A 23445-nucleotide genomic window follows, 5' to 3' on the forward strand; every position below is an offset into this window, starting at 1 on the left:
GACGTTAGTGGCTATCTGATGGGTTACTACAACCAGCAGCGCCCTCACTCGTTTAACGATGGCATGCCTCCCGTTGTGGCTGAGGAAAATCTTAAATTACTGTCCGGGATTAGTTGACCACTACAAGGGCACGCTGGCAGATAGAAATATCTCTATCATGCGGTGAACTCCTTTAGAAGTTGTGGCGCCTTCGACATCTGCACAGCCCGGATCGGCAGATAGGAGTCAAGCCAATCTAGATGAGAGAGCCACGTTTTTAGTACGCCCCTATTGTCGTAAATCACCCATATTTCTCTCATCTCAACAGCAGAATCGGTAATGGCCTCGAATACTTCGTTGATGCGATCGGAGGTTGGGATCCCCACGGCCGGGACGATCGCGAGCGTTCGATTGGGCTCAGCCTTGAGAGAAATCCAGCCTTCCACCTGAACGCTTGGATCAAGCCCCTCGTCGCGGGCGGCGTCGCAAAAGTTATCGACTAAATATCTGTGGCGGGCGGCAATTGCAGGTGCGCGTAGTCGTTCGACCTCATCGCAAATTCTCGTCACCAGCCCCTTTGTCGCCCAACGACCCCGCATTGGAATAAATCCAACAAAGTCCCGCCGCCTAAGCTTCATGAAGTGGCTGAAGGATGATGCAGGGTCTTCCTTTTGCCCCGGCCATAGCAGGTGCAAGATTTGAATATTGGTTGCGTTCGCGCGCGCCAGTTCTTCGGCGGTCCAGCGACCTTCTCTGAAACCAGGTGTGTCGATCAGCACCACGACATCGGAATCCGACATCCTGTGCCAGAGTTGCGATTGGAAATCTGCGGCCGGAGGCACCGATCGCACGTCGATAAAAACGTCAAAGCCGCGAGCATCGAACGCATCGTACAGTCGATCGGCCAGCAGTTGAGATCCCGTTCGCTTGTAACTGATGAACAATCGTCGCTCACGCCGCAACAGTCGGAATGTCTCAAGAACTAGTGTGACGAGGCGGGCGATGCCTTCATCGTTGGATCCCAACACGATAGCATTGACGTGCCTGAGCTGTGGCGGAATTTCTGCATGTACCTGGGACAAATCCGAGACGACCGGAGCGATAACGATAGAGTCATCAATCAACTCCGTCACAAGTGCGGTATCGGCAATATTTGCCGGCGAGCCGAAAAATACTGCCATCGTTGGCGCATTTAAGCTGCGGGTAGAGGCGTTTACATCGCGGAGAAACTTGATCGCGTTAATCGGAATCCCTAGATCCTGAAGTGCCAGATCTACGTTACGGCGGAGGCGAATATCATGCCCGTCGGCTGCACCCAGCATGATGAGCTGATAGGGTGACCTTCTGCTTGAATTATCGCTCATCGGCCAGCCAATCCCGCAGCAGTTTCAATCCAACCGCCAATGTTATTTCTGCCATCCTGGTTCTTGAAATCATAGCTCAGACAATGAGTTGACAACTGGACGACGCTGTTGGTTTTTGGTGCTGAGAACCACAGATCACCCTCTGGGATCGCAAGCGTGTAATCTGCGTAGGCCACCCACTTTCCCCCCTTCCACTCAGCAAGATATATACCCCGATCGGTTCTATAAAGCCCCATTTGCGCCAATGGATCGGCACCCTTTGTAGAGGTCTCGCTGTTTTTGTTCTGGACGCCGTGAATGTGAACAGTTAGCAAGCCGTTGCTCTTGATGATGCTGCGGGCAATCTCGTATCGCACCCATCGCCGAGACCATGTGTGGGTTCCCGCAAGGACACAAGTGACAGAAGTGTTCTCCAATCCCTTTCGGAGAAAAGTTTTTAGTGCATCGTCACTCTCTTTTTTTGATGCCTCAAACACGCTACTGTCAAAGAAGCCCCGGCTATCTTCATCGGCCTCCCTCACAACCCAACTGTTGCGGACATTCCAGGCGCGCCAGACATCAGGCTCATAATGAAAGGAAAAGAATGTTCTGCGTGGCATTTTGACTCCATCTACTACATTAAGTCCGCCCCGACTTCCGCATGAACTGACGGCATTCCAGACGGCAGATATCACTTACTAGGATATAGTCCGTATTCCTGGCTCAGCGCGCCTTTACAGCGTCGTTCACCCAAGTTTCGATATTCGACTTGATGTAGTCGTAAACCTTGGTGCTGGTGGTATATGGAGGATCATAGACTTCCCCCATGACAGTTTCCCCATTAACGGTGAGTCCGGTAAACGGATTAGATCCTTTTAACGACTGGTTGCCGTCTGAATCCTTAAGATTGTGGACATGGATGGCGAATACGCCCAAACCGTCCTTCCAAGCTTTCTTTATTTCATGCTTGACCCAGCGACGGGCGGCTGTCTTCTCACCCACAAGAACGATAAGGCACTCTTTGCCCTTCATGTTGTCAGCTATCCACTTTTCAATGGCATAAGGGCCTTCCTTCTTGATTTCTTCCCATTTGTTCGAGTCCAGCAGAGGTTGTTTTTCGATGGTGCCGATCTGCCGAACCTGGGACACACGCCAGTTATCTGTTTTATAGTGAAAGCTAAGAAAACAATTCTTCGCCATAACTCCTCCTCCTCCTCATCATCATCTATCGTTAAAACGTAGAAGAATCGCACCTCGGGATGAGAGTTACGACCATTATGCAACTGATGCCATCCTTTGTTGAGCACACGGGTACCTAGCACTGCAATATCCTAGGTATATAGGCATACTCCATGGTAGCCGTTAAAGATTAAAAGTAGTTGTCGCCTCGTGCAGCAGTTGGCCTACGTGTTTGTGACCTTGAATGATCTTTGTTCCCGGCGGCGGCCTATACCTGCCTGATCGAGGACGGCATCTGGTCGCGATTCAAAGAAGTGCTTTTGACACGTTGGAAAACGTGTCTTAGCTCAAGCTACGTGCTTTTCTGGCTACTTTCAACGCTCTCGCCGATGAGTATTCTGCCGCTACCTATGGTCGCGCGCTCAAAAACCTAGATGACAACTCATTAAACTCTATAGCACTTTAATCTATAGTGCTCAATTGGTATTAATACCAATTTCCGTGCTTTTTGCGGATCTAACCAAATTAGAGGAGCTTGAAGCAACAGCGGCTTCGACGGTGTTCTTCCATGAAGGCCTAGGCTAGGCCGCTACGGTGTTTACAACGGGAGCTCCAGACATAAGATCCGCTAGCCTCCGGGCCAGCGTCGACGGAGGAACAAATGGCCGATCCGACTGCTGCGCAGAATCTTTAAGACCAAAAAAAAGAGCTCCTGCAATCTGGTTACACAGAAACACGTAATTCCGGGAGTCTGCAATTACCAGCCTCGACTTATCATGTCATGGTTGGAACGTTAATTGCGGGAGCGCTGGTGACGGGGATCCAATCCGATTTAACGGGTGATGTGATTGCAAAAGTCACAGAGCCGATCTACGACGCCAGACAACATCTGCTGATCTCGCAGGGCTCGCGCATCCTGGGTCGCTACAACAGACAAGTCAGCTATGAGCAGAGCCGGGTTCAAGTCATCTGGAACCGCATCATCTTGCCCGACCATCCTCGTTGATGCTCGACAACTTGGTCGGTGCCGCCCCAGCTGGCTATGCCGACCTAGAGAGTGGCGTAGTGGGATCGGATCTTTGCCGGCGCCGTGCTGGTAACGCTGCTAGGTGTCGGGGCTGAGCTGGCCGCGCCTGAAAACCGGCAATATGGCGACCGTGTCATCACCGCTGGCCGCGACAGTGCAGAAGACAGCAACAGTCAAATGAACCGGTGCAACCTCAACATTCAGCTGAGACTGACCAGTAGACCTTGCATGCCGTTACGCATCATCGTCAACCGCGACATAGTGCTCCGTCTTTAACCAGCCATTGCTCTTCAACCAGAGATTGTCACAATGACAACGACTCGAAAACTGCCACTACCCAGCAATCAGGCCATCAAGTTGACTTTTGTTTGCCCTGCAAGCCTGAAGGCTGTCCTTGACCGCTACGCTGCGCTGCATGCCCAGACCTACGGAGAGGCTGTCTACGCCGTGACGTTGATACCGCACATGCTGGAGGAGTTCGTGGCCGCGGATCGAGGCTTTAAGCGACGTAATTGCCAGGAAGGTTAAAAGTTGCATTGAGTAGTGGCGAACATCTTGTAACATGGACTTATCCACGAGGATCGTCCATACATGGGTTTAGGGTGCCTCGTCAACAAAACGAGGAGTCTATGCACATATCCAAACTCAGCTTGGTCAACTACAGAAATTTTGCCAATACCAAGCTACTGTTCCAAAAGGGCATCAACACAATCATTGGTGAGAACGGGTCAGGGAAAACCAACCTTTTTCGAGCGATCCGGCTACTGCTTGATGACAACATGATCCGCTCCGCCTACCGACTGGATTCAACTGATTTCCATCGCGGTTTGGGACGATGGCAAGGGCATTGGATCATCCTCAGCCTTGAGTTCGAGGAAATTTCGGAGGATGAAGCCGTCCAAGCCTTGTTCCTGCACGGGACGGTCGGCATTGATGATGAGGCAATCGGCAAGGCCACCTACAACCTCATCTTCCGTCCAAAGAAGGAGATCAGACTGCGCCTCTCTCAGTTAGACGATGGCGACCAGACGGGTCTCGACACGATCCTGAGTGCTGTCACTTTGGACGACTACGAAACCATCTTCACAGGCCGAAGCGACGCTGACTTCAACGATGAGGCCTTTTACAAAGAGGTGGTCGGTGACTTTGAAAACGCCCGGTTCAATGAAGAAATCGAATTCCCTGCCATCGGCGCCAAGATACCAAGTGTGCTATCGGTTTCCAAAGAAATTTCTTTCACTTTCGTTCAAGCGTTGCGAGATGTCGTATCGGAATTTCACAACAACAGAACCAATCCGCTGTTGTCACTTTTGAAGGGCAAAAGTGGTGATATTGATCCTGTGGCATTTCAAGCGATTACCGATGGGGTGAAAGCACTGAATGACTCGATTGAGGCATTGTCGGACGTACAAGTAGTCCGGGCCGATATACGGGACACCATCAAGGACGCAGCGGGCGAGGCTTACTCGCCCTCATCTCTTTCAATTAAGTCTGATTTGCCAGATGAAGCTGACAAGCTGTTCCAGTCACTCAAGCTGTTTGTTGGCGAGTCAGGAGAAGGCCACGAAGGGCCTATCCACGAATTGAGCCTGGGCGGCGCAAACCTGATCTTCCTCACATTGAAGCTGTTGGAATTCAAATATCAAAAAGCTAAGCAATCAATCGCCAACTTCCTGCTAATTGAAGAGCCGGAGGCCCACATTCACACACACATCCAGAAGACGCTTTTTGACAAGCTTCAATACGACGATACACAGATCATTTACTCGACCCACTCGACTCATATCTCAGAGGTAAGTAATGTCCAGAACGTGAACATTCTCGGCAGAGAGTATGATCGATGTGAGGCCTGCCAGCCCGCCACTGGTTTGGATCCTGAGGAAGTCGGTAATATCCAGCGCTATCTGGATGCTGTGCGCAGCAACCTGCTATTCGCCAAAAGCATCGTTCTTATAGAGGGAGATGCTGAAGAAATCCTGATCCCGATTCTGATCAAGAAGGTGCTTGGGGTCAGCCTGGATGAGCTCGGCATCAGTTTGGTCAACATCCGAAGCACCGGCTTCCAGAACGTCGCAGTTCTATTCCACGATGATCGAATCCGAAAGCGATGCAGCATCATCACCGATCTCGACAAGTCTATCATTGACACAGCGCCGGTTGCTGGTGATTCTGAAAGAGTGCTCCGTCGCAAGAAAAAGTATCAAGCCTCTCAGGAAAAAGGCATTGCCAGAAAGGCATTGTTGCATGAGTTGTTCAAAGACAATCCATGGGTTTCCCCATTCTTTGCTCCTCACACCTTTGAGGTCGATTTTGTCGCGGCCGGGAACGCTCGCAAGATGGTAGGCATTCTTTCTGATGTCTACACGGATGCCCCAACCATCGCGACTGCCAAGGCAGACCTGGAGTCTACTGACATTGCGCGGTTTGGCCAAAGAGCGCTGACCATGGCGGATAACTATGGGAAGGGATGGTTTGCCATTTTGCTTGGAAAAACGATCGATCCGGAAACAGCCATCCCAGAGTACATTCTGGACGCCATTGCTTTCGCGCATCCGATAGTCACAAAGGAAGTCTGGTTCAACGTATTGAGCTATCGCGTGAGCTATATTGATGAGAATGATTTTTTCACTGCGCCTGCGGTTTTCACCGAATTCAGAGAACAGCTTCTAGCCTATAGAAGAGGTGAGATCGATTTCGTTGGCATCCGAAACGAAATGCTGGTTACCTTCCCCGACGATCGTATAAACGACGTCCTTAAGGTCTTTTAGCCATGTTCATATGGAACAAAGGTGACCTGAATTTAGAGCAGGAAGCTGCAATATTGCAGCCTGATAGCGCATTTCTCATAGCCTGTCCTGGTAGCGGGAAGACTCGCACGCTGACTTACAAGATTGCCTACGAGTTATCTAGGTTGGAGTCGAATAAGCAATTTGTTGTTGCGATCACCTATACGCACCGTGCTGCCGACGAGATCCATGAGCGTATCGAGAGTCTCGGGGTGGACACATCCCGACTATGGATAGGAACAATCCACTCGTTTTGCCTTGAATGGATATTGAAACCATACGGTATCTATCACGAGGCATTGGATCGAGGCTTCCGCGTGATCGATCAACATGAGCGTGAGAAAATTCTCGAAGCCTTGTGCAAACCTTACCAGAAGCCAAAGATCACGTTCTGGGATTGCGAATTCTATTTTACCGAAGCCGGCTATGTGCTTTCCTGCCCACAGGCTTGGAAGCACAACGGTCTGCACGAGATATTGGGTAGATACTTCGAAGTTCTACGAGAAAATCGGCAAATCGACTTTGAACTCATTCTCTTTTATGCTTACCAGCTGATTTCCCGCCACCCTGCGATCAGCACTCTCTTGGGGAAGCTGTTTTCTCTCTTATTGGTCGATGAGTATCAGGACACCAAGCGAATTCAGTATTCAATCATCACTGCTATCTTGAAGGCCGGCCAAGGTGCGACCAAGGCTTTCATTGTTGGCGATCCCAATCAGGCTATTTATCAATCCCTTGGTGGATACCCGATAGCTTTTGGGGATTTCAAGGCAATGGCCGGCATCGACATTGAGGAGCGGGAACTGTCGAGGAACTATCGCTCTTCTGAGCGCATCATCGACTACTTCGGAAACTTCAACGTTCATGCAACTCGCATCGAAGCAGCATCCGGCGATAAGACTTACCAGAGCCTTGTTTCTTTCGACGAAACAGTAAGCAAGACGGACTTAGAAGCTGAATTGATCCGACTTATCCGGTTCAACATCGAGACCATCGGAATCGCGCCCCATGAGGTGTGTGTGCTCGCTCCACAGTGGACACATCTTGCAAGCATGACACGTCGCTTGGTAGCGAGCATGCCAGAGTATTCGTTCGATGGGCCCGGCATGGTTCCCTTCGCGCGTGACACAGAGAATTTTTGGTACAGGCTCTCGAAGATTGCACTTACGCAGGCGTCGCCGACAATGTATGTGCGCAGACTCCGATGGGCCGGTGATGTCCTGAATGACTTAGAGGCTGCCGGAGCGAGCGTCTCCAAATTCACGCGAAAATCCCTGTTAAGGGAATGCAACGCGATCAAGATAGATGAAACGGATGGACTCAGCTATCTCCGAAAATTCTTTGAAATGCTATTTGCCAACTTGGCGATCGATTTTCGTCTCTTCTCGCTGCTTCAAGAGCATCACACAGCGTTCTTCGGTAGTTCGCAAGCTAGAGTTGATCGTCTGAAGAGTGAGGGTAGCGAATTCATTGGAGACATCGAAACGTTTAGAAAGGTATTTCAGAGTCGGACAGGAATAACTATTTCAACAATCCACGGCGTGAAGGGGGCGGAATTTGATGCAGTGATCGCCTATGCCTTATTGGAAGACATGGTGCCGCACTTTAATGACCCGAACGGCCAAGAAAGTGCGCGGAAACTGCTGTATGTGACCGGGTCACGCGCAAGGAAGAACTTGCACCTGATTTCAGAACGGGGGCGAGTTCGTCAGTACTCTGGTGAAGAATATCAAGCGACTCGGCAACTCGTATCTTGCAAGTTTTCATACGACCAAGTTTAGTGACTACTCAATTTAAACGATTGCAAATGGAGGCGGAATCGCCCGGAACGCAGGAAAACAGGTGTGTCGGAAACTAGGCGTCGGGATGCTGCATGTAGCATTAACAGGCTGGGGCGGCAAAGAGCAGGTTCGCACGTCCAGACGTTGTATTTAGTAGGACAACGAATTGGTCGCACTGAATGGCTCGCTATGGCATGCCGAGGCTTGCTAATTCGACACTCTCATATGGCTCCTAGCCCACAAAGTCGCCAACTTGGTAATAGGCCTCAATCCAGCCTAAGCAATTGCATTGCTTTCTTAACAGATATTTATTCATGTCTGCTGCTTGATACCTGCCGTTATTTATATACCTCGATATAATTCGATTTAATCGAATACAACTCGGAAAACGTTGCGCTTTTGCTTCTAGGAAAGCGCCGTAGAATAGCTCCCATTCCTTCCCCTTAATGATTTTGGAGCTTTCAATGACAACTCGTGCCCTGGTGATTACTTCATCTATTCTGGCTGATAATGGCCAATCCAATGCGTTGGCGAATCGCTTTATTGAACAGGCTAAAGCCCGTAACGATATCGAGGTCACCCAGCGTGATGTCGTCAAGAACGCACTCCCCCACTTGGATATTAGCGAACTAGGTGCTTGGCAAGTAGTGGCCGCTGAGCGTACTGCTGAGCAGCAGGTTTTAGCCGCTCGCTCGGATGGCCTGTTGGCTGAGCTGCATGCTAATGATGTACTGGTGATTGCGGTGCCGATGTATAACCTGGGCGTTCCTTCGCAGCTCAAGGCCTGGTTTGACCGAGTACTGCGTGCCGGTGAAACCTTCCGCTATACCGAAAATGGCCCTCAAGGCTTGGTGGAGGGCAAGCGGGCAATTATTCTGGCCGCCCGTGGCGGCATGTATGCCGGTACCGAGATGGATAGCCAGACGCCACATCTTAAAAGCATGCTAGGCTTGATGGGCATTACCGATGTAGACGTGGTTTACGCAGAAGGTCTGAACATGGGGGATCAGCATCGCGCAGCTGCCCTTAAAGAAGCTTTCCAAGCTATCGATCAATTGGTTGAGGGGTTTTAAGCACGCTCATAAGCGCCCTCAAGGAATAGTTTAAGGAATAAGGATAATCACATGGCCCGGCCGGAGTTACTCGAACAGATCTACACCATTGTCGATCAGATTCCGCCGGGGCGTGTGACCACCTATGGTCGCATTGCCGCGATGACCGAAGGCGCCACGCCGCGCATGGTGGGTTCAGCGATGCGCCACCTGCCGGATGGCCATCAGTTGCCCTGGCATCGCGTCATTGCATCCTCTTTGAAGCTTGCCGATCATGGCGGTGCTGAACGCCAACACCGCAAACTGCGTGATGAAGGCGTGCTGTTCGATGCCAAAGGCCGCGTGCCAGCGCACCTCGTTTGGCCTGATTGAACCCTATAAGGCAGCTTTAGAAACAGCAACGCCGCCCAAATTGGGCGGCGTTATCGTATATTTAACACCTCACTCTTCGAGATTCGCGCCCGACTTCCACGACCAGTCGCGCCAGCGCAGATCGAATAGATCCTTGCGGCGGTCTTTAAGGTTGGTCACCGAGCCTTCGGCACGCACCACCGTCAGGCGGGTTAGATCCAGATCCGAGAAAAAGATCATCTCGGTGTTGGGCGTGGTTTCTGCCAGTACCGCATCGTGAGGGAACGCGAAGTCAGAGGGCGAGAACACCGCTGATTGGGCATACTGGATATCCAGGTTTTCAATCGAGGGCAGGTTGCCGACGCTGCCGCAGAGCACCACGTAGCACTCGTTCTCTATTGCTCGCGCCTGGCTGCAGTGGCGTACCCGCAGGTAACCGTTTTTGGTGTCGGTCCAGAAGGGCACGAACAGAATGTCCATATCCTGGTCGGCCAGTAGGCGGCCAAGTTCCGGGAACTCCACATCGTAGCAGATCAAAATGCCCACGCGGCCTGCGTCGGTATCAAACACCTGTAGCTCGTCGCCGCCCTCAATTACCCAGTCGCGGCGCTCTTGGGGGGTAATGTGCAGCTTGGCCTGGCGCTCAACGCTGCCGTCGCGGTGGAACAGGTAGGCGATGTTGTAGAGCCGGTCATCGTCGCCCACCTCAATCATCGAGCCGCCGACAATATTGATATTGTAGGAGACTGCCATGCGCGACAGCTCAGACTTAAAGCGCTCGGTGAAACCGGCCAAAAAGCGAATTGCGCCCATTTGATCCTGCTGGGCAGCTCGGTCTTGCAGGCCCATCAACGGTGCGTTAAACAGCTCCGGGAAAACGGCAAAATCACTTTGATAGTCGGAGAGCGCGTCGACGAAGTACTCGATCTGCTGTAGTGCTGCTTCCACCGAGGAGAACTCGCGCATCTGCCACTGCACCGCGCCTACCCGCACCTGGGTCGGTTTGTTGTCGAGCACGCTGGCCGCTGGCTCAAATAGAATGTTATTCCACTCAAGCAAGGTGGCGTAACCGCGGGACTGCTCATCTTCCGGCAGGTATTTGCGCAGTAGGCGCTTTACCTGGAAGTCATTGGCCTGCTGGAAAGACAGAATCGGATCATAGATCTCTTTGCGGGAGACTTTATCAATGTATTGCGCCGGGGTGAGTTCATCAGCGTGCTGGTGGTACTCAGGGATACGCCCACCGGCAAGAATTGCCCGCAGGTTCATGGAGCGGCACAGCTCTTTACGCGCTTCGTAAAGACGGCGGCCCAGGCGATAGCCCCGGTAATCCGGGTGAATCAGCACATCCAGCCCGTACATGGCATCGCCATCTTCATCATTGAGGATGATTTCGCGATGGCCGATCAGATCGTCGTACTTATGCGGGTTGGAGAATTCGTCGTAATCCACCTGCACGGTGAGCGCCACGCCCACCAGAAGTCCGTCGTCTTCAATGGCGATTTGGCCGTCGGGGAATTCCTGAATCAATTTGTCGATGGTGTGCTTCGGCCATGACCCGCCGATATCGTGATAGACGGCGTCCATCAATGCCTTGAGCTGATCGTAGTCATCGCTCATCAGGTTGCGTAGATTAAGATGCAGTTCTTCCAGGGACATATCAGGGCTTTCCAGCGTTAGAAATCGACGGCCATTCTAGCATTATCAGACGCTGCTCGGCTTATCCGAGGTTAAACTCCGTGTTAACGGGCGTGTCAGCGTTTGCGCCATGATCACCCCGGCCAGAATCAGCAGCCCACCGGTAATGTGGAACCCCGCCACTTGTTCTCCTAAGAAGACCATCGCAATCAGCGCGCTAAATAGCGGCATTAAGTTGATGAAAATGCTCGATTGATTGGCGCCGATCTGGCGAACTGCGCGCATCCATAAAAAGGTGGTGATGATCGAGGCGGGAATGCCCGCATAAACAATGAGTCCGATGTTCTGGCTATCAATGGGGGTCATTGGCCCCATCAAATAGGGGGGAAGCAAGAACAGCACCGCAAAACAGACTTGGGCGTAGAGCATCACCCAGGGCGGTAGATTCATCGACCAGCGCTTGAGCATTACGCCATACAGCGCATAGCAGGTAGCCGCCACGACCATTAGCGCATCGCCAAAGGCGACCTGTAATTGCACCAAAGAGAACGGATTGCCGCGCCCCAGCAGCACGGTAACGCCTACGAAGGCCAGCACGCCGCCTAAAACGCCACCTAATGACGGCGGCTCACGAAGAATCAGCGCACTGAGCAGCACTGTTAACAACGGTACCATGGCGGCGAGAATGCCCATGTTGGTAGCGGTCGTGGTTTCTGCCGCCACATAGGCCAGCCCTTGCCACAGGCCCATGCCGAGCAAGCCCAATAGCGCGAGTTTAGGCCACTGGCGGTGGATTTCGTTGCGGTGGCGTAACACCGCAGGCAGCACAAAGGGGGTCATCACCGCCAGGGCGAGCAGCCAGCGTAGAAAAGCGATGCTGCTTGGCGCAATGGCACCTACGCTAAGCTGATTAATGGTCATATTGCCCGACCAGATCAGTACGGTAGCGAGCGGTGGCAGAAAGTAAATCAAGGGCATAGCTACAGTTCCTTATCGTTAGCCGGGTAATGTGACGCGGATTCGCGCTCCGGGCAAGCGGTTGGCCCCAGTATCTAGAAACTAAGCATCTAGAAACCAAGTATCGAGAGACCAAGTATCAAGGGGCTATACGTGGTGTCCAGGATGTCATACGCTTGTTTGAATCTGTTTTATAATGACGCTAATAAGATAAAGGAGACCGTGATGAGCCAAACGCCTGCGTACCCGAATTTGTTTCGTCCTCTGACCATCGGCCATTTAACCCTGCCCAACCGCGTACTGATGGGCTCAATGCATACCAACCTGGAAGAGGCACCCAATGGCTTTGAACGCTTAGCCGCCTTTTATGCCGAGCGGGCGCGGGAGGGGGTAAGCCTAATCGTCACTGGCGGTATTGCGCCTAATCCAGAGGGCGCGGTGTTCCAGGGCGCCAACGCGCTTGTTGATGAAGCGCAGTTGCCGGAACACCGAGTGGTGGTTGACGCGGTGCATGCAGAGGGCGGTCACCTATGCATGCAGATTCTTCACGCCGGGCGTTACGCCTACTCGCCGGATCTGGTAGCACCTTCGGCTATTCAGGCGCCGATCAACCCCTTTATGCCCCGTGCGCTAGCTAGCGATGAGGTTGAGCAGCAAATTGCTGACTATGTGCGCTGTGCCAAGCTTGCTCAACAGGCGGGTTACGATGGTGTTGAAATCATGGGGTCAGAAGGTTACCTGATCAACCAGTTTATCTGCCAGCGTACCAACCAGCGCGACGATGAGTGGGGCGGGGCGTTTGAGAACCGTATGCGCTTTGCGGTCGAGATTGTGCGTCGGGTTCGAGCGGCAGTGGGCGACCGTTTTGTGATTATCTTCCGCCTCTCGATGATTGATCTGGTGGAAGAGGGCAGCACCTGGGAAGAGGTCGTTACGCTGGGGAAAGCGGTCGAAGCTGCCGGGGCCAATGTGATCAATACCGGTATTGGCTGGCACGAAGCGCGGGTGCCCACCATTGTCACCAGCGTGCCACGCGCTGCCTTTACTGAAGTGACTCACCGTATTAAATCGGCACTCTCAATCCCGCTCATCACAACCAACCGCATCAATATGCCTGAGGTAGCTGAGCGTGTACTGGCAGCAGGCCATGCGGATATGGTCTCCATGGCGCGGCCTTTCCTGGCCGATCCCGCCTGGGTAAGCAAAGCTGAACAAGGCCTGGCGGACGAGATCAACACCTGTATCGCCTGTAACCAGGCCTGCCTGGATCACACCTTTGCTGGAAAGTTAACCTCTTGTTTGGTTAATCCCCGTGCCTGCCATGAAACCGAACTGACCATTGAGCCTACACAAACGCCCAAACGGGTGGCCGTAGTGGGCGGGGGCCCGGCGGGGCTGGCAACGGCGGTGACAGCCGCAAGCCGCGGGCATCGCGTGGTCTTGTTTGAACAGCGCAGTGAACTTGGCGGGCAGTTTAACTATGCGCGTAAGATCCCCGGCAAAGAGGAGTTTAACGAAACCCTACGCTACTACCGGGTGATGCTGGAGAAATATGCGGTTGAGGTGCGCTTGAATACCACCGCCACTGCAGAAGTGCTTGCCGATTTCGATGAGGTAGTGATGGCCACCGGCGTTCAGCCCCGGGAGCTAAGCCTGCCCGGTCACGATCATAACAAGGTGCTGAGCTACGCTGAGGCGATCGAATCCCCTGAGCGGGTTGGCCGTAAAGTGGCAGTGATCGGCGCGGGGGGCATCGGTTTTGATGTGTCTGAATTGCTGGCGCACCAAGGACACCCGGCATTGGATATCGCCGATTGGTGCGACGAGTGGGGCGTGGATTTAGCGGTGGACGAACGGGGTGGACTAAAAGCGCCGACGCCGCCCGTGGTGCCCCGCGAGATTGTTATGCTCCAGCGTAAAACCTCCAAGCCGGGTAAAAATTTGGGTAAAACGACTGGCTGGGTGCACCGCGCATCGCTTAAGCAGCGGGGGGTGAAAACCCTTACCGGCTGCGAATACCTCAAAATCGACGACGAGGGGCTGCACATTCGCCGCGACGGCGTCGAGCAAGTGCTAGACGTTGACAGCATTGTCGTGTGCGCCGGGCAGGAGTCGGTGCGTGATCTGCTGGCGCCGCTGGAACGTGCAGGAACAGCGGTACATATTATTGGCGGCGCGGATGAAGCCAGCGAATTGGATGCCAAGCGCGCGATTGAACAAGGCACTCGATTGGCCGCTGGCCTGTAGGCTGGTTAGAGTAAATTTTATAAACGCCCATTCACTAGGTGTGAGGGCAGGTTGAAGCGAGGGTCTTTCGCCATGGATGGCGAAAGTAGCGTCCATGGATGGATTTACAGCGCCCTCGCGGAAACCTGTCCTCGTCACCGGTGCGTCATGAGATAGTTCTGTGCAGGAACGTTGAGCAGGTGACGTTAGCCCATAAATGGCGATAGACTAAATGACTAATCTAGCTATTAAGCATAGTTAGATATTTAAGGGGCGAGTGGCACCCAGCTCGCGCCGTTCGATCGCCAGATAAAAGGACTATCGCCATGACCTCGGAGTGTAGCCCGCGATTTTTAGCCAGTGATAACACCTCCGGTATCTGTCCGGAGGCGATGGAATACTTGTTGGAAGCCAATCGTTGCGATGACTTGGCTTACGGTAACGATCTCTGGACCGCCCGTGCCGCGGATCGCTTCCGCGAGATGTTCGACTACGACTGCGATGTCTTCTTTGTTTTCAACGGCACCGCCGCCAACTCACTGGCGCTTTCCGCCATGGGACGCAGCTACCACAGCGTTATTTGCCACGAGCTGGCGCATATCGAAACCGACGAGTGCGGTGGCCCGGAGTTCTTCTCTAACGGTGCGAAGCTACTCACCTCGCCAGGGGCCAACGGCAAGCTGACGCCGGAAGGCATTGAGGCGCTGGTCACCAAGCGCAGTGATATCCACTACCCCAAACCTAAAGTCGTATCGCTCACCCAAGCCACCGAAGTAGGCACGCTCTACTCCCGGGAAGAGCTCATGGCGATTCGCGCCATTGCCGATAAGCATGATCTGCGTCTGCATATGGACGGGGCTCGCTTTGCCAACGCCTGTGCCAGCCTAAACGCGTCACCGGCTGAACTCACTTGGCAAGTAGGGGTGGATGCACTGTGTTTTTCGGGTACCAAAAACGGCTTAGCATTTGGCGAAGCGATTCTGTTTTTTAACCGGGAACTGGCTGAAGATTTCTCTTATCGTTGCAAGCAGGCAGGGCAGTTGGCCTCCAAAATGCGTTTTGTCTCAGCCCCCTGGTTAGGACTATTAGAGAGCGGCGCCTGGCTAACCAACGCCCAGCATGCCAATGAGATGGCCCGCTACCTATCGGAAGGGCTGCAAGCGCTGCCTGGCGTATCGCTGATGTTCCCTACCCAAGCCAATAGCGTGTTCGTTGAGTTGCCACCCTCAGCCATAGAAGCGTTGAAAGCCAAAGGCTGGACCTTCTATACCTTTATTGGTGCAGGCGGTGCCCGTTTTGTATGTGCTTGGAACACCACCGTTGAATTGCTAGACGAGCTGTTGGCCGATATTCGCGCAGTGCTCGAGCTTTAAAGCAGACAGTTACCCTCTTTATTGCCGCTGTTTGCCACCTTCGACCTAGCGACGCCGCTGCCAATGGTAGCGGCGTTGCTGGTTGAGTGCTTTGCGTTTATTGATGGCGCCTGAACTAACGCAACTATTCGTCGGAATAATTCTCTTATCTATATCGCTGTAGCGTTGAAGGTTTTAGTCATCACTTTTTGCTAATGCTGACTACGCTAAAAAAGCGACACCTCGTTTGGCACACCGTTGCGAAACACTTGGCTTTACGGTGACTGCCTGGGGATGGGCCACAGGAGAGTTCCATGAGCATCTTTGATCACGTTCAAGACCGTTTTTCCCGCGTTCAGCAAGAGGACATGAGCCTTGAGGAGTATTTGGCGCTTTGTCGCCGTGATCCGAAGGTTTATGCCAGCGCCGCCGAGCGCATGCTGGAAGCCATAGGCGAGCCTGAAGTGATCGACACGGCGAAAGACCCGCGTCTATCACGGATTTTTTCCAACAAAGTGATTCGCCGCTACCCTGCCTTTGCCGAGTTTCACGGCATGGAGGAGGCCATTGAGCAGATCGTCTCCTACTTCCGCCATGCGGCCCAGGGGCTGGAAGAGCGCAAGCAGATTCTCTACCTGCTTGGCCCGGTGGGCGGTGGTAAATCGTCACTCGCCGAGCGTCTTAAACTGCTGATGGAACGGATTCCGTTTTATGCCATCAAGGGCTCGCCGGTCTACGAATCGCCGCTGGGCCTATTCTCCCCCGAAGAGGACGGCGAACTGCTGGAGAAAGAGTACGGCATTCCCCAGCGTTATTTGCGCAGCGTGATGTCGCCATGGGCGGCGAAACGGCTGAAAGAGTATGGCGGTGATATCTCCCAGTTCCGGGTAGTGCGTTTGTACCCTTCACGGCTTAATCAGATCGCTATCTCCAAAACCGAGCCGGGGGATGAGAACAACCAGGATATCTCGTCACTAGTGGGTAAAGTCGATATTCGCCAGTTAGAGCTCTACTCCCAGGATGACCCGGATGCCTATAGCTTCTCCGGCGGTTTATGCCGTGCAAACCAAGGGCTGATGGAGTTTGTGGAGATGTTTAAGGCGCCGATCAAGGTGCTGCACCCACTATTAACCGCCACCCAGGAGGGTAACTACAACCCCACTGAAGGTATGGGGGCGATTCCCTTTGATGGGGTAATTCTGGCCCACTCCAATGAGTCGGAATGGCAGGCGTTTCGCAACAATCGCAACAATGAAGCGTTCCTTGACCGGGTGTATATCGTCAAGGTGCCCTATTGCCTGCGGGTCACCGAAGAGATCAAGATCTATCAAAAACTGCTTGAGGACTCTTCGCTTAACGCCGCGCCCTGTGCACCGGATACGCTACGCATGCTGGCGCAGTTCTCAGTGCTGTCGCGGCTAAAAGCGCCAGAAAACTCGAATATCTACTCGAAAATGCGCGTCTACGACGGTGAAAACCTCAAGGACACCGACCCCCGCGCCAAGTCAATCCAGGAGTATCGCGATGCAGCGGGCGTCGACGAGGGCATGCAGGGGCTTTCCACCCGCTTTGCGTTCAAGATTCTCTCCAAGGTATTCAACTTCGATAGCACCGAGGTCGCCGCTAACCCGGTGCACCTGTTGTATGTGTTGGAGCAAGCATTGGAGCGTGAGCAGCTGCCGTCGGAAGTGTTTGAGCGCTACTTGGGCTTTATCAAAGAGTATATGGCGCCCCGCTATGTCGACTTTATCGGTAAGGAGATCCAGACCGCCTACCTCGAATCCTATAGCGAATATGGCCAGAATATCTTTGACCGCTATGTGACCTACGCAGATTTCTGGATTCAGGATCAGGAGTACCGCGACCACGAAACCGGTGAGTTGCTAGACCGCCAGGCGCTCAACGAAGAGCTGGAGAAAATCGAGAAACCGGCGGGAATTTCAAACCCCAAAGATTTCCGCCACGAGGTGGTCAACTTTGTGCTGCGGGCGCGGGCGCAAAACAACGGCATGAACCCAAGCTGGCAGTCCTATGAAAAGCTCAAAGGAGTGATCGAGCACAAAATGTTCGCCAATACCGAAGAGCTGTTGCCGGTGATTTCGTTCAATGCCAAGGCTTCCCGCTCGGATCAGAAAAAGCACGAAGACTTTGTGGCGCGGATGGTCGAGCGCGGCTACACCGAAAAACAGGTGCGGTTGCTATCCGAGTGGTATCTGCGGGTACGCAAGTCCCAGTAAAGGGGGCGTGCTTAAGATAGGTGTCTAAGGAGGTCGTATGACCTACTTTATTGATCGCAGGCCGAACGCGAAACATAAAAGCGCGGTGAACCGGCAACGCTTTTTGGAGCGCTACCGTAAGCATATCAAGCGCTCGGTGGAAGAAGCCGTTAACCGACGCTCGATTACCGATATGGAGCGCGGCGAGAAAGTCTCGATTCCGGCGAAGGATATTTCCGAGCCGGTCTTTCAGCATGGGCCGGGCGGTGCACGAAATATCGTTTCCCCCGGTAATAAAGAGTTTGTCGCCGGTGACAAAATCCGCCGCCCCAGTGGCCAGGGGGGCGGCAGTGGCGCAGGCGAGGGCGGCGCCTCTAACCAGGGCGAAGGCGTCGATGAGTTCGCCTTTACCCTTAGCCGTGAGGAGTTCTTGGAGTTTGTGTTTGACGGCTTAGAGTTGCCTCATTTGCAGCGCAAGCCGCTGAAGTCGCTGGAAGAGGTCAAAATGGTGCGGGCGGGTCTCTCCCGGGACGGCGTGCCGTCGCGGATTAGCATTACCCGTTCGATGCGGGAGGCCTATGCCCGGCGCATTGCCATGCGCGCGCCGATTAAGCGGGCGCTAAAAGAAGCGATTGATGCTTTGGAGGCCGAAGAGCGGAAGGATCCGGTACTGCGTAATCCAGCTCGTATCGCCGAGCTAAAAGCAGAAATTGAGCGCTTGGAGAAGCGTATTGCAGGCGTACCCTTTATTGACACCTATGACCTGCGCTACCACCAGCTAAGCGCACAGCCGCAGCCCTCCAATCAAGCGGTGATGTTTTGTGTCATGGATGTTTCCGGCTCGATGACCCAAAACCACAAGGATATTGCCAAGCGCTTCTTCCTGCTGCTCTATCTGTTCTTGGAGAAGCACTACGAGAAAGTCGAGCTGGTCTTTGTTCGCCACCACACTGCCGCGCGGGAAGTGAGCGAAGAGGAGTTTTTCTACTCCCGGGAAACCGGCGGTACGATTGTTTCCAGTGCGCTGAACCTGGTGAATAGCATTATCGAAAAGCGCTATCCCGTGGGCCAATGGAACCTGTATGTGGCCCAGGCATCCGACGGTGACAACTGGGATGATGACTCGAATATCTGCCGCGACTTACTGGTCAAACAGCTAATGCCGCAGCTGCAGTACTACGCCTACGTTGAGATCACGCCCCACGACCATCAGTCGCTTTGGCATGAGTATGAGAGCGTGGTGAAAGAGTTCCCCGAACGCTTTGCCATGCGCCAGATTGTGGAGGCGGGCGATATTTATCCGGTCTTCCGTGAACTGTTTAAACGTCGCTTAAGCCAGTCCTAGTGACCTTGTATAACAGGTTAGTGACCGTGTGCAGAGGAGTAGGCTATGAGTGCGACCCGCAAGCGTAAGCCGATTGCTACTGGCTCCGATTGGAACTTCAGCGTACTGGAGCGTTTTGATGCGGAGCTGGCCAGGCTCGCCGATGAGTATCGGCTGGATACCTATCCCAACCAGATAGAAGTGATCACCACCGAGCAGATGATGGACGCCTACGCCAGTGTGGGTATGCCAGTGGGCTACCACCACTGGTCATTTGGCAAGCAGTTTTTAGCTGTTGAGGGAGCATACAAGCGCGGCCAGATGGGCTTGGCCTATGAGCTGGTAATCAATTCTGACCCCTGCATCGCCTATCTAATGGAGGAGAATACGCTGATGATGCAGGTGTTGGTGATGGCCCACGCCTGCTACGGCCACAACTCCTTCTTTAAGGGTAACTACCTCTTCCGTACTTGGACCGACGCTTCTTCAATTGTTGATTACTTAGTTTTTGCGCGCAAATATATTGCCCAGTGTGAAGAGCGCCACGGCGTACAGGCCGTGGAGCAGTTACTGGATGCTTGCCATGCGCTGCAAAACTACGGGGTAGACCGTTACAAGCGCCCCTCGCCGATCTCTGCCGAAGAGGAAGCGAAGCGCCAGGAGGAGCGGGAAAGCTACCTGCAAACCCAGGTGAACCTGCTGTGGCGAACGATTCCCGATAACGCTGAGGGTGGCGAACGGCTGCCGGGCAGTCTGTCGCCTGAAGAAGATGACCCGCTGGGGCTACATAGCGGTGGTCATTACCCACCCGAACCGCAGGAGAACCTGCTCTACTTTATTGAAAAAAATGCCCCGCTGTTGGCGCCATGGCAGCGCGAGATCGTGCGAATTGTCCGTAAGCTGGCGCAGTATTTTTACCCTCAGCGGCAAACCCAGGTGATGAACGAGGGCTGGGCGTGCTTCTGGCACTACACGCTGATGAACCGTCTCTACGACGATGGCAATGTCGATGAAGGGCTAATGCTGGAGTTTTTGCAGTCTCACGCCGCGGTTATTAATCAACCTGATTTTGATAATCCCCACTTCAGTGGAATTAACCCTTATGCACTTGGCTTCGCGATTTTTATGGACATTAAGCGTATCTGTGAAGCACCCACCGATGAGGATCGTGAGTGGTTTCCTGATATAGCGGGCACGCCGTGGCGGGAAACCCTGGAGTTTGCGATGCGCAACTTCAAGGATGAGTCGTTTATTCAGCAGTTTTTATCGCCGAAGGTGATGCGCGACCATAAGCTGTTTTTGGTCGTGGATGATGATCAGGCGGAGACCCTTGAGGTCGCAGCGATTCATAACGAACAGGGCTATCGGCAGGTGCGCGAGGCGCTGGCCACCCAGTACGCGCTCTCTGTCCGTGAACCCAATATTCAGGTGGTCGAAGCCGCCATTCGCGGTGATCGTTCTTTGACCCTGCATCATGTCCAGGATAGCCGCCGTCCTTTGGGGCGTAGCGTTTATCCCGTTATTCGTCATCTGCAGCAGCTATGGGGATTTCCCGTTCATCTCGTCTCTTTGCAAGAGGGGCGGGTAACGCGGCGTTTTCACTGGCCGGTAGAGGATGAAAGCCCGGCTTCTTAGCCGTTAGCGTGTCTTAAACAAAACTACCCCGCTCAAAAGGCGGGGTAGAGGTGCTTATACGGCTATCAACTTTTAAACGCTTAAGCTTGGGCAGTCCAGGATTGGCACCAGCCAGCGGGCGCTACGCTATTCTCCGGAAATAGCTGGCAACCCTCGTTGTCTGCTTTGAAGAACATGCAGTTATCGCAGCGTTCGCCCTCCTCATACGCAGGGTGATCGCTAGCTTCACTGGCGTCTTCCACGTAGTTCAGCGCTTGGGCATTGCTTGAGGCAGGATCAAGACGTGGCAGCTCTTGGGCGAAAGCATTTTTAGACAGAATGCCAGCTCCCAGTGGAAGGGCCGCAAGGCCCAGCATGCTGTTGCGCATAAAGTCACGACGGCTCTTATTAGCCATGATTACTCCTTATCTTCACGGTCTGACGTTTGGTCACGTTATCGGGTGGTTTTCCACCTCTTTATGCTCCGAATAATCTTATAAGCCGGAGCTCTATTGCTGCATCTTTAAATCCGATACTTCAACTACATGCTAGCGGATGTACAAGGGTTGTGCGAATACTGCTGCCGGTATAGCGACAATTGGTCACGCTGCTGCTGGGTGCTGCGTTCGCTTCCCCGTCGCTGCTATACTCTGCGCAGCTTTGACATTACTTTTTATGACCATTTTTTCTAAGGGGCGTGCCATGCAAAACGCAGTCATTTTAATCAATACCGATAAAGGCCAAGTTAAGGCCGTGGCCGAGCGTCTGGCCGATGTAGAGGGCATTAGCGAAGTTTACTCCACCTGTGGCCGTTATGATCTCGTGGCGATTGCCCGCACCCGTGATTTTGAAAGTTTGGCCGAATTGGTGACGGAGCGCTTGAATGCCGTGGAAGGCATCAGCGATACAGAGACCCTGAATGCCATGCAGGTTCACTCACGCCACGATCTTGAAACCATGTTCTCTCTGGGGTGGTAACGTGTTGCTGGTTGGATAATCCGCAAAACGCCCACTAGCGTATTAAAAAAAGCCAAAGCGCTAAATAAGCATTTAAAAAAGGGGAAAGTCTGTTGGGCACATCGCTTTTGAGCTGGCGTCGGCAGGGGCGACGCCTAGGCATTGCCGTGCTGTTTGTGGTGGTCGGGACAGGGCTGTGGGAGTTTCAGGAGCGCCAGCATAAAGATGCCTACACCTGGATGGGAGTGCCCACTTGGGAGGCGTTTCGCCCTACCACGATGCACCGGGTGTTGCGCAATGATGGCTACTTGGTGGGCTGGTCCGATGTACGGGTTAATCCGCTATGGGTCAGCTATCAGGTTGCAGCAGTCGATGATTCGAGCATTGGCCCACGGCCAAATTTTCAAGCTGATTGGCGCACGCTATGGCCGGTGGGTACCGACAGCTACGCCGGTAGCGGCTATGATCGAGGCCATATGGCACCCAATTATGCGATTGCCGCCGTGCATGGTCGCAGTGCCCAGGTTGATACCTTCCTAATGAGCAATATGACCCCCCAGCGGCCCAACCTGAACCGACAGCTCTGGCAGCGGTTGGAAGAGGCGGTCATGGATCACTTCGCACCGCGTTTTGATCGCTTGCAGGTGATCACCGGGCCGGTGTTTCCTGAACACTTTATGGATAACGTGTTTAATCGCGTGGGTTGGGTAGAAGTCCCCGAGGCGTTTTATAAGATTATCGTCGCCCCCCATAGTGATGCACCCTTAGCGCTGGCGTTTATTATGCCCCAGGACGTGCGCGGCAATGAGCCACTGGATGATTACCTGGTGACTATCGATGAAATTGAGGCCCGTACAGGGCTTAACTTCTTCCCAGACCTGAAACCACAGCTTGAGGCTGTACTGGAAGGTGAGTTACGTATACAAGGATGGGCGCTTGAGAAAGTAGCGAAGCGGCCGGGGCGTTATCAATAGTAGTTTAAGTACTAAGCGGCTGTGTTGGCGTAAATTATGAGGAAAGAAAAAGAGATGTATATGCGATAAGGGAGGGAGCTGGGCTAAAGCGAGTCGAGAGCATAGGAGGAGTATACAATGATGCGGACTGGCCCATATAACTCATGGTGCCCAGGAGAGGACTTGAACCTCCACGTCCATACGGACACTAGCACCTGAAGCTAGCGCGTCTACCAATTCCGCCACCTGGGCGCATCATTTACAGCTTAGTCATTTACAACCTAGTCAGTACCAACTGACTTTTTACCGTTTGTGTTCGTATGGTGCCCAGGAGAGGACTTGAACCTCCACGTCCATACAGACACTAGCACCTGAAGCTAGCGCGTCTACCAATTCCGCCACCTGGGCGAACACAAACCTTGCCTAGCACCTATACTGCTTATACCAATAGATAGCATAAAAGCAGTTTGGTGCCCAGAAGAGGACTTGAACCTCCACGTCCATACGGACACTAGCACCTGAAGCTAGCGCGTCTACCAATTCCGCCATCTGGGCAAGTGGCGCGTATAATACCGGGGTGATGGTTAAATGCAAGACCCCTTAAGCGCTTTTTATAAAGCAAATTGGCTAAACAACGGCTAAGACGGTTGGGTGATTGAACGTGCAGCGCTATACTGCGCCTATGACTAAACAAAACACTATTCATTTCA

General features: G+C 53.2%; 18 protein-coding genes, 3 tRNA genes and 1 pseudogene. 13 read left to right on the plus strand and 9 right to left on the minus strand.

What is annotated here, in order from left to right:
• Positions 1–155 precede the first annotated feature (155 nt).
• The 3 genes from QT231_RS16610 to QT231_RS16620 form a co-directional block, all read right to left on the minus strand.
• Positions 156–1343 carry a toll/interleukin-1 receptor domain-containing protein gene (locus tag QT231_RS16610; protein WP_308337958.1) on the minus strand — a complete coding sequence of 396 codons (1188 nt, stop codon included), beginning with the start codon at positions 1341–1343 and terminating at the stop codon, positions 156–158.
• Entirely contained in the window at positions 1340–1942 is a 603-nt protein-coding gene (locus QT231_RS16615) for a TIR domain-containing protein (protein WP_308337959.1), read from the minus strand. Before QT231_RS16615 ends, QT231_RS16610 begins: the two co-directional genes overlap by 4 nt.
• 103 nt (positions 1943–2045) lie before the next feature.
• Positions 2046–2522: a TIR domain-containing protein gene (locus QT231_RS16620; protein WP_308337960.1), complete on the minus strand. Its 477-nt coding sequence runs from the start codon at positions 2520–2522 to the stop codon at positions 2046–2048.
• A gap of 601 nt (positions 2523–3123) precedes the next feature.
• On the opposite strand from QT231_RS16620, the pseudogene QT231_RS16625 reads away from it, so the two are divergent.
• The 6 genes and pseudogenes from QT231_RS16625 to QT231_RS16650 form a co-directional block, all read left to right on the plus strand.
• Positions 3124–3841 (plus strand): annotated as a pseudogene (locus tag QT231_RS16625) (TrbI/VirB10 family protein); the annotation flags it as partial.
• Positions 3838–4056 carry a DUF2274 domain-containing protein gene (locus QT231_RS16630; RefSeq protein WP_308337961.1) on the plus strand — a complete coding sequence of 73 codons (219 nt, stop codon included), beginning with the start codon at positions 3838–3840 and terminating at the stop codon, positions 4054–4056. The pseudogene QT231_RS16625 and the gene QT231_RS16630, both read left to right, overlap by 4 nt.
• Positions 4057–4157: 101 nt before the next feature.
• On the plus strand, positions 4158–6296 hold the full coding sequence (locus QT231_RS16635; protein WP_308337962.1) for an AAA family ATPase: 2139 nt from the start codon (positions 4158–4160) through the stop codon (positions 6294–6296).
• Positions 6297–6298: 2 nt separating this feature from the next.
• Positions 6299–8095, plus strand: a complete 1797-nt coding sequence (locus QT231_RS16640) for an ATP-dependent helicase (RefSeq protein WP_308337963.1) — start codon at positions 6299–6301, stop codon at positions 8093–8095.
• 464 nt (positions 8096–8559) lie between these two features.
• On the plus strand, positions 8560–9168 hold the full coding sequence (locus QT231_RS16645; protein ID WP_308337964.1) for an NAD(P)H-dependent oxidoreductase: 609 nt from the start codon (positions 8560–8562) through the stop codon (positions 9166–9168).
• A gap of 51 nt (positions 9169–9219) precedes the next feature.
• Positions 9220–9519, plus strand: a complete 300-nt coding sequence (locus tag QT231_RS16650) for an MGMT family protein (RefSeq protein WP_022522712.1) — start codon at positions 9220–9222, stop codon at positions 9517–9519.
• Between the two features lie 69 nt (positions 9520–9588).
• Here QT231_RS16650 and QT231_RS16655 read toward each other — a convergent pair whose 3' ends face one another.
• Both QT231_RS16655 and QT231_RS16660 read right to left on the minus strand, forming a co-directional pair.
• Positions 9589–11157: a bifunctional GNAT family N-acetyltransferase/carbon-nitrogen hydrolase family protein gene (locus tag QT231_RS16655; protein ID WP_308337965.1), complete on the minus strand. Its 1569-nt coding sequence runs from the start codon at positions 11155–11157 to the stop codon at positions 9589–9591.
• Between the two features lie 45 nt (positions 11158–11202).
• Complete coding sequence (locus tag QT231_RS16660) at positions 11203–12114, minus strand: DMT family transporter (protein WP_308337966.1); 912 nt, start codon at positions 12112–12114, stop codon at positions 11203–11205.
• Positions 12115–12318: 204 nt separating this feature from the next.
• On the opposite strand from QT231_RS16660, the gene QT231_RS16665 reads away from it, so the two are divergent.
• The 5 genes from QT231_RS16665 to QT231_RS16685 all read left to right on the plus strand — a co-directional run bounded on the left by QT231_RS16665 (position 12319) and on the right by QT231_RS16685 (position 20846).
• Positions 12319–14340, plus strand: coding sequence for an NADPH-dependent 2,4-dienoyl-CoA reductase (locus tag QT231_RS16665; RefSeq protein WP_308337967.1), 2022 nt, complete (start codon positions 12319–12321; stop codon positions 14338–14340).
• Between the two features lie 305 nt (positions 14341–14645).
• Complete coding sequence (locus QT231_RS16670; RefSeq protein WP_308337968.1) at positions 14646–15692, plus strand: low specificity L-threonine aldolase; 1047 nt, start codon at positions 14646–14648, stop codon at positions 15690–15692.
• Positions 15693–15985: 293 nt separating this feature from the next.
• A complete protein-coding gene (locus QT231_RS16675) occupies positions 15986–17908 on the plus strand; it encodes a PrkA family serine protein kinase (RefSeq protein WP_308337969.1) in 1923 nt (640 codons plus the stop codon).
• A gap of 37 nt (positions 17909–17945) precedes the next feature.
• Positions 17946–19232, plus strand: coding sequence for a YeaH/YhbH family protein (locus QT231_RS16680; protein ID WP_308337970.1), 1287 nt, complete (start codon positions 17946–17948; stop codon positions 19230–19232).
• A 45-nt stretch (positions 19233–19277) separates the two neighbouring features.
• On the plus strand, positions 19278–20846 hold the full coding sequence (locus tag QT231_RS16685) for a SpoVR family protein (RefSeq protein ID WP_308337971.1): 1569 nt from the start codon (positions 19278–19280) through the stop codon (positions 20844–20846).
• A gap of 80 nt (positions 20847–20926) precedes the next feature.
• Here the strand turns inward: QT231_RS16685 and QT231_RS16690 are convergent, their stop codons facing one another.
• Positions 20927–21241, minus strand: a complete 315-nt coding sequence (locus tag QT231_RS16690; protein WP_308337972.1) for a high-potential iron-sulfur protein — start codon at positions 21239–21241, stop codon at positions 20927–20929.
• A 286-nt stretch (positions 21242–21527) separates the two neighbouring features.
• Between QT231_RS16690 and QT231_RS16695 the strand changes: the two genes are divergently transcribed.
• Together QT231_RS16695 and QT231_RS16700 are read left to right on the plus strand one after the other, a co-directional pair.
• The gene (locus QT231_RS16695; RefSeq protein ID WP_008958975.1) at positions 21528–21803 is read left to right on the plus strand and encodes an Lrp/AsnC family transcriptional regulator; all 276 of its coding nucleotides are present in this window, start codon (positions 21528–21530) and stop codon (positions 21801–21803) included.
• Between the two features lie 92 nt (positions 21804–21895).
• Positions 21896–22756, plus strand: a complete 861-nt coding sequence (locus tag QT231_RS16700; RefSeq protein WP_308337973.1) for a DNA/RNA non-specific endonuclease — start codon at positions 21896–21898, stop codon at positions 22754–22756.
• A gap of 144 nt (positions 22757–22900) precedes the next feature.
• On the opposite strand, the gene QT231_RS16705 is transcribed toward QT231_RS16700, so the two are convergent.
• The 3 genes from QT231_RS16705 to QT231_RS16715 all read right to left on the minus strand — a co-directional run bounded on the left by QT231_RS16705 (position 22901) and on the right by QT231_RS16715 (position 23290).
• A tRNA-Leu gene (locus QT231_RS16705) sits at positions 22901–22987 on the minus strand.
• A gap of 69 nt (positions 22988–23056) precedes the next feature.
• Positions 23057–23143: transfer RNA gene (locus tag QT231_RS16710), tRNA-Leu, on the minus strand.
• Positions 23144–23203: 60 nt separating this feature from the next.
• Positions 23204–23290, minus strand: a tRNA-Leu gene (locus QT231_RS16715).
• Positions 23291–23445 lie beyond the last annotated feature (155 nt).

Origin of the sequence: Halomonas sp. SpR1, from assembly GCF_031010175.1 — a bacterium.
Lineage (GTDB): Bacteria > Pseudomonadota > Gammaproteobacteria > Pseudomonadales > Halomonadaceae > Vreelandella.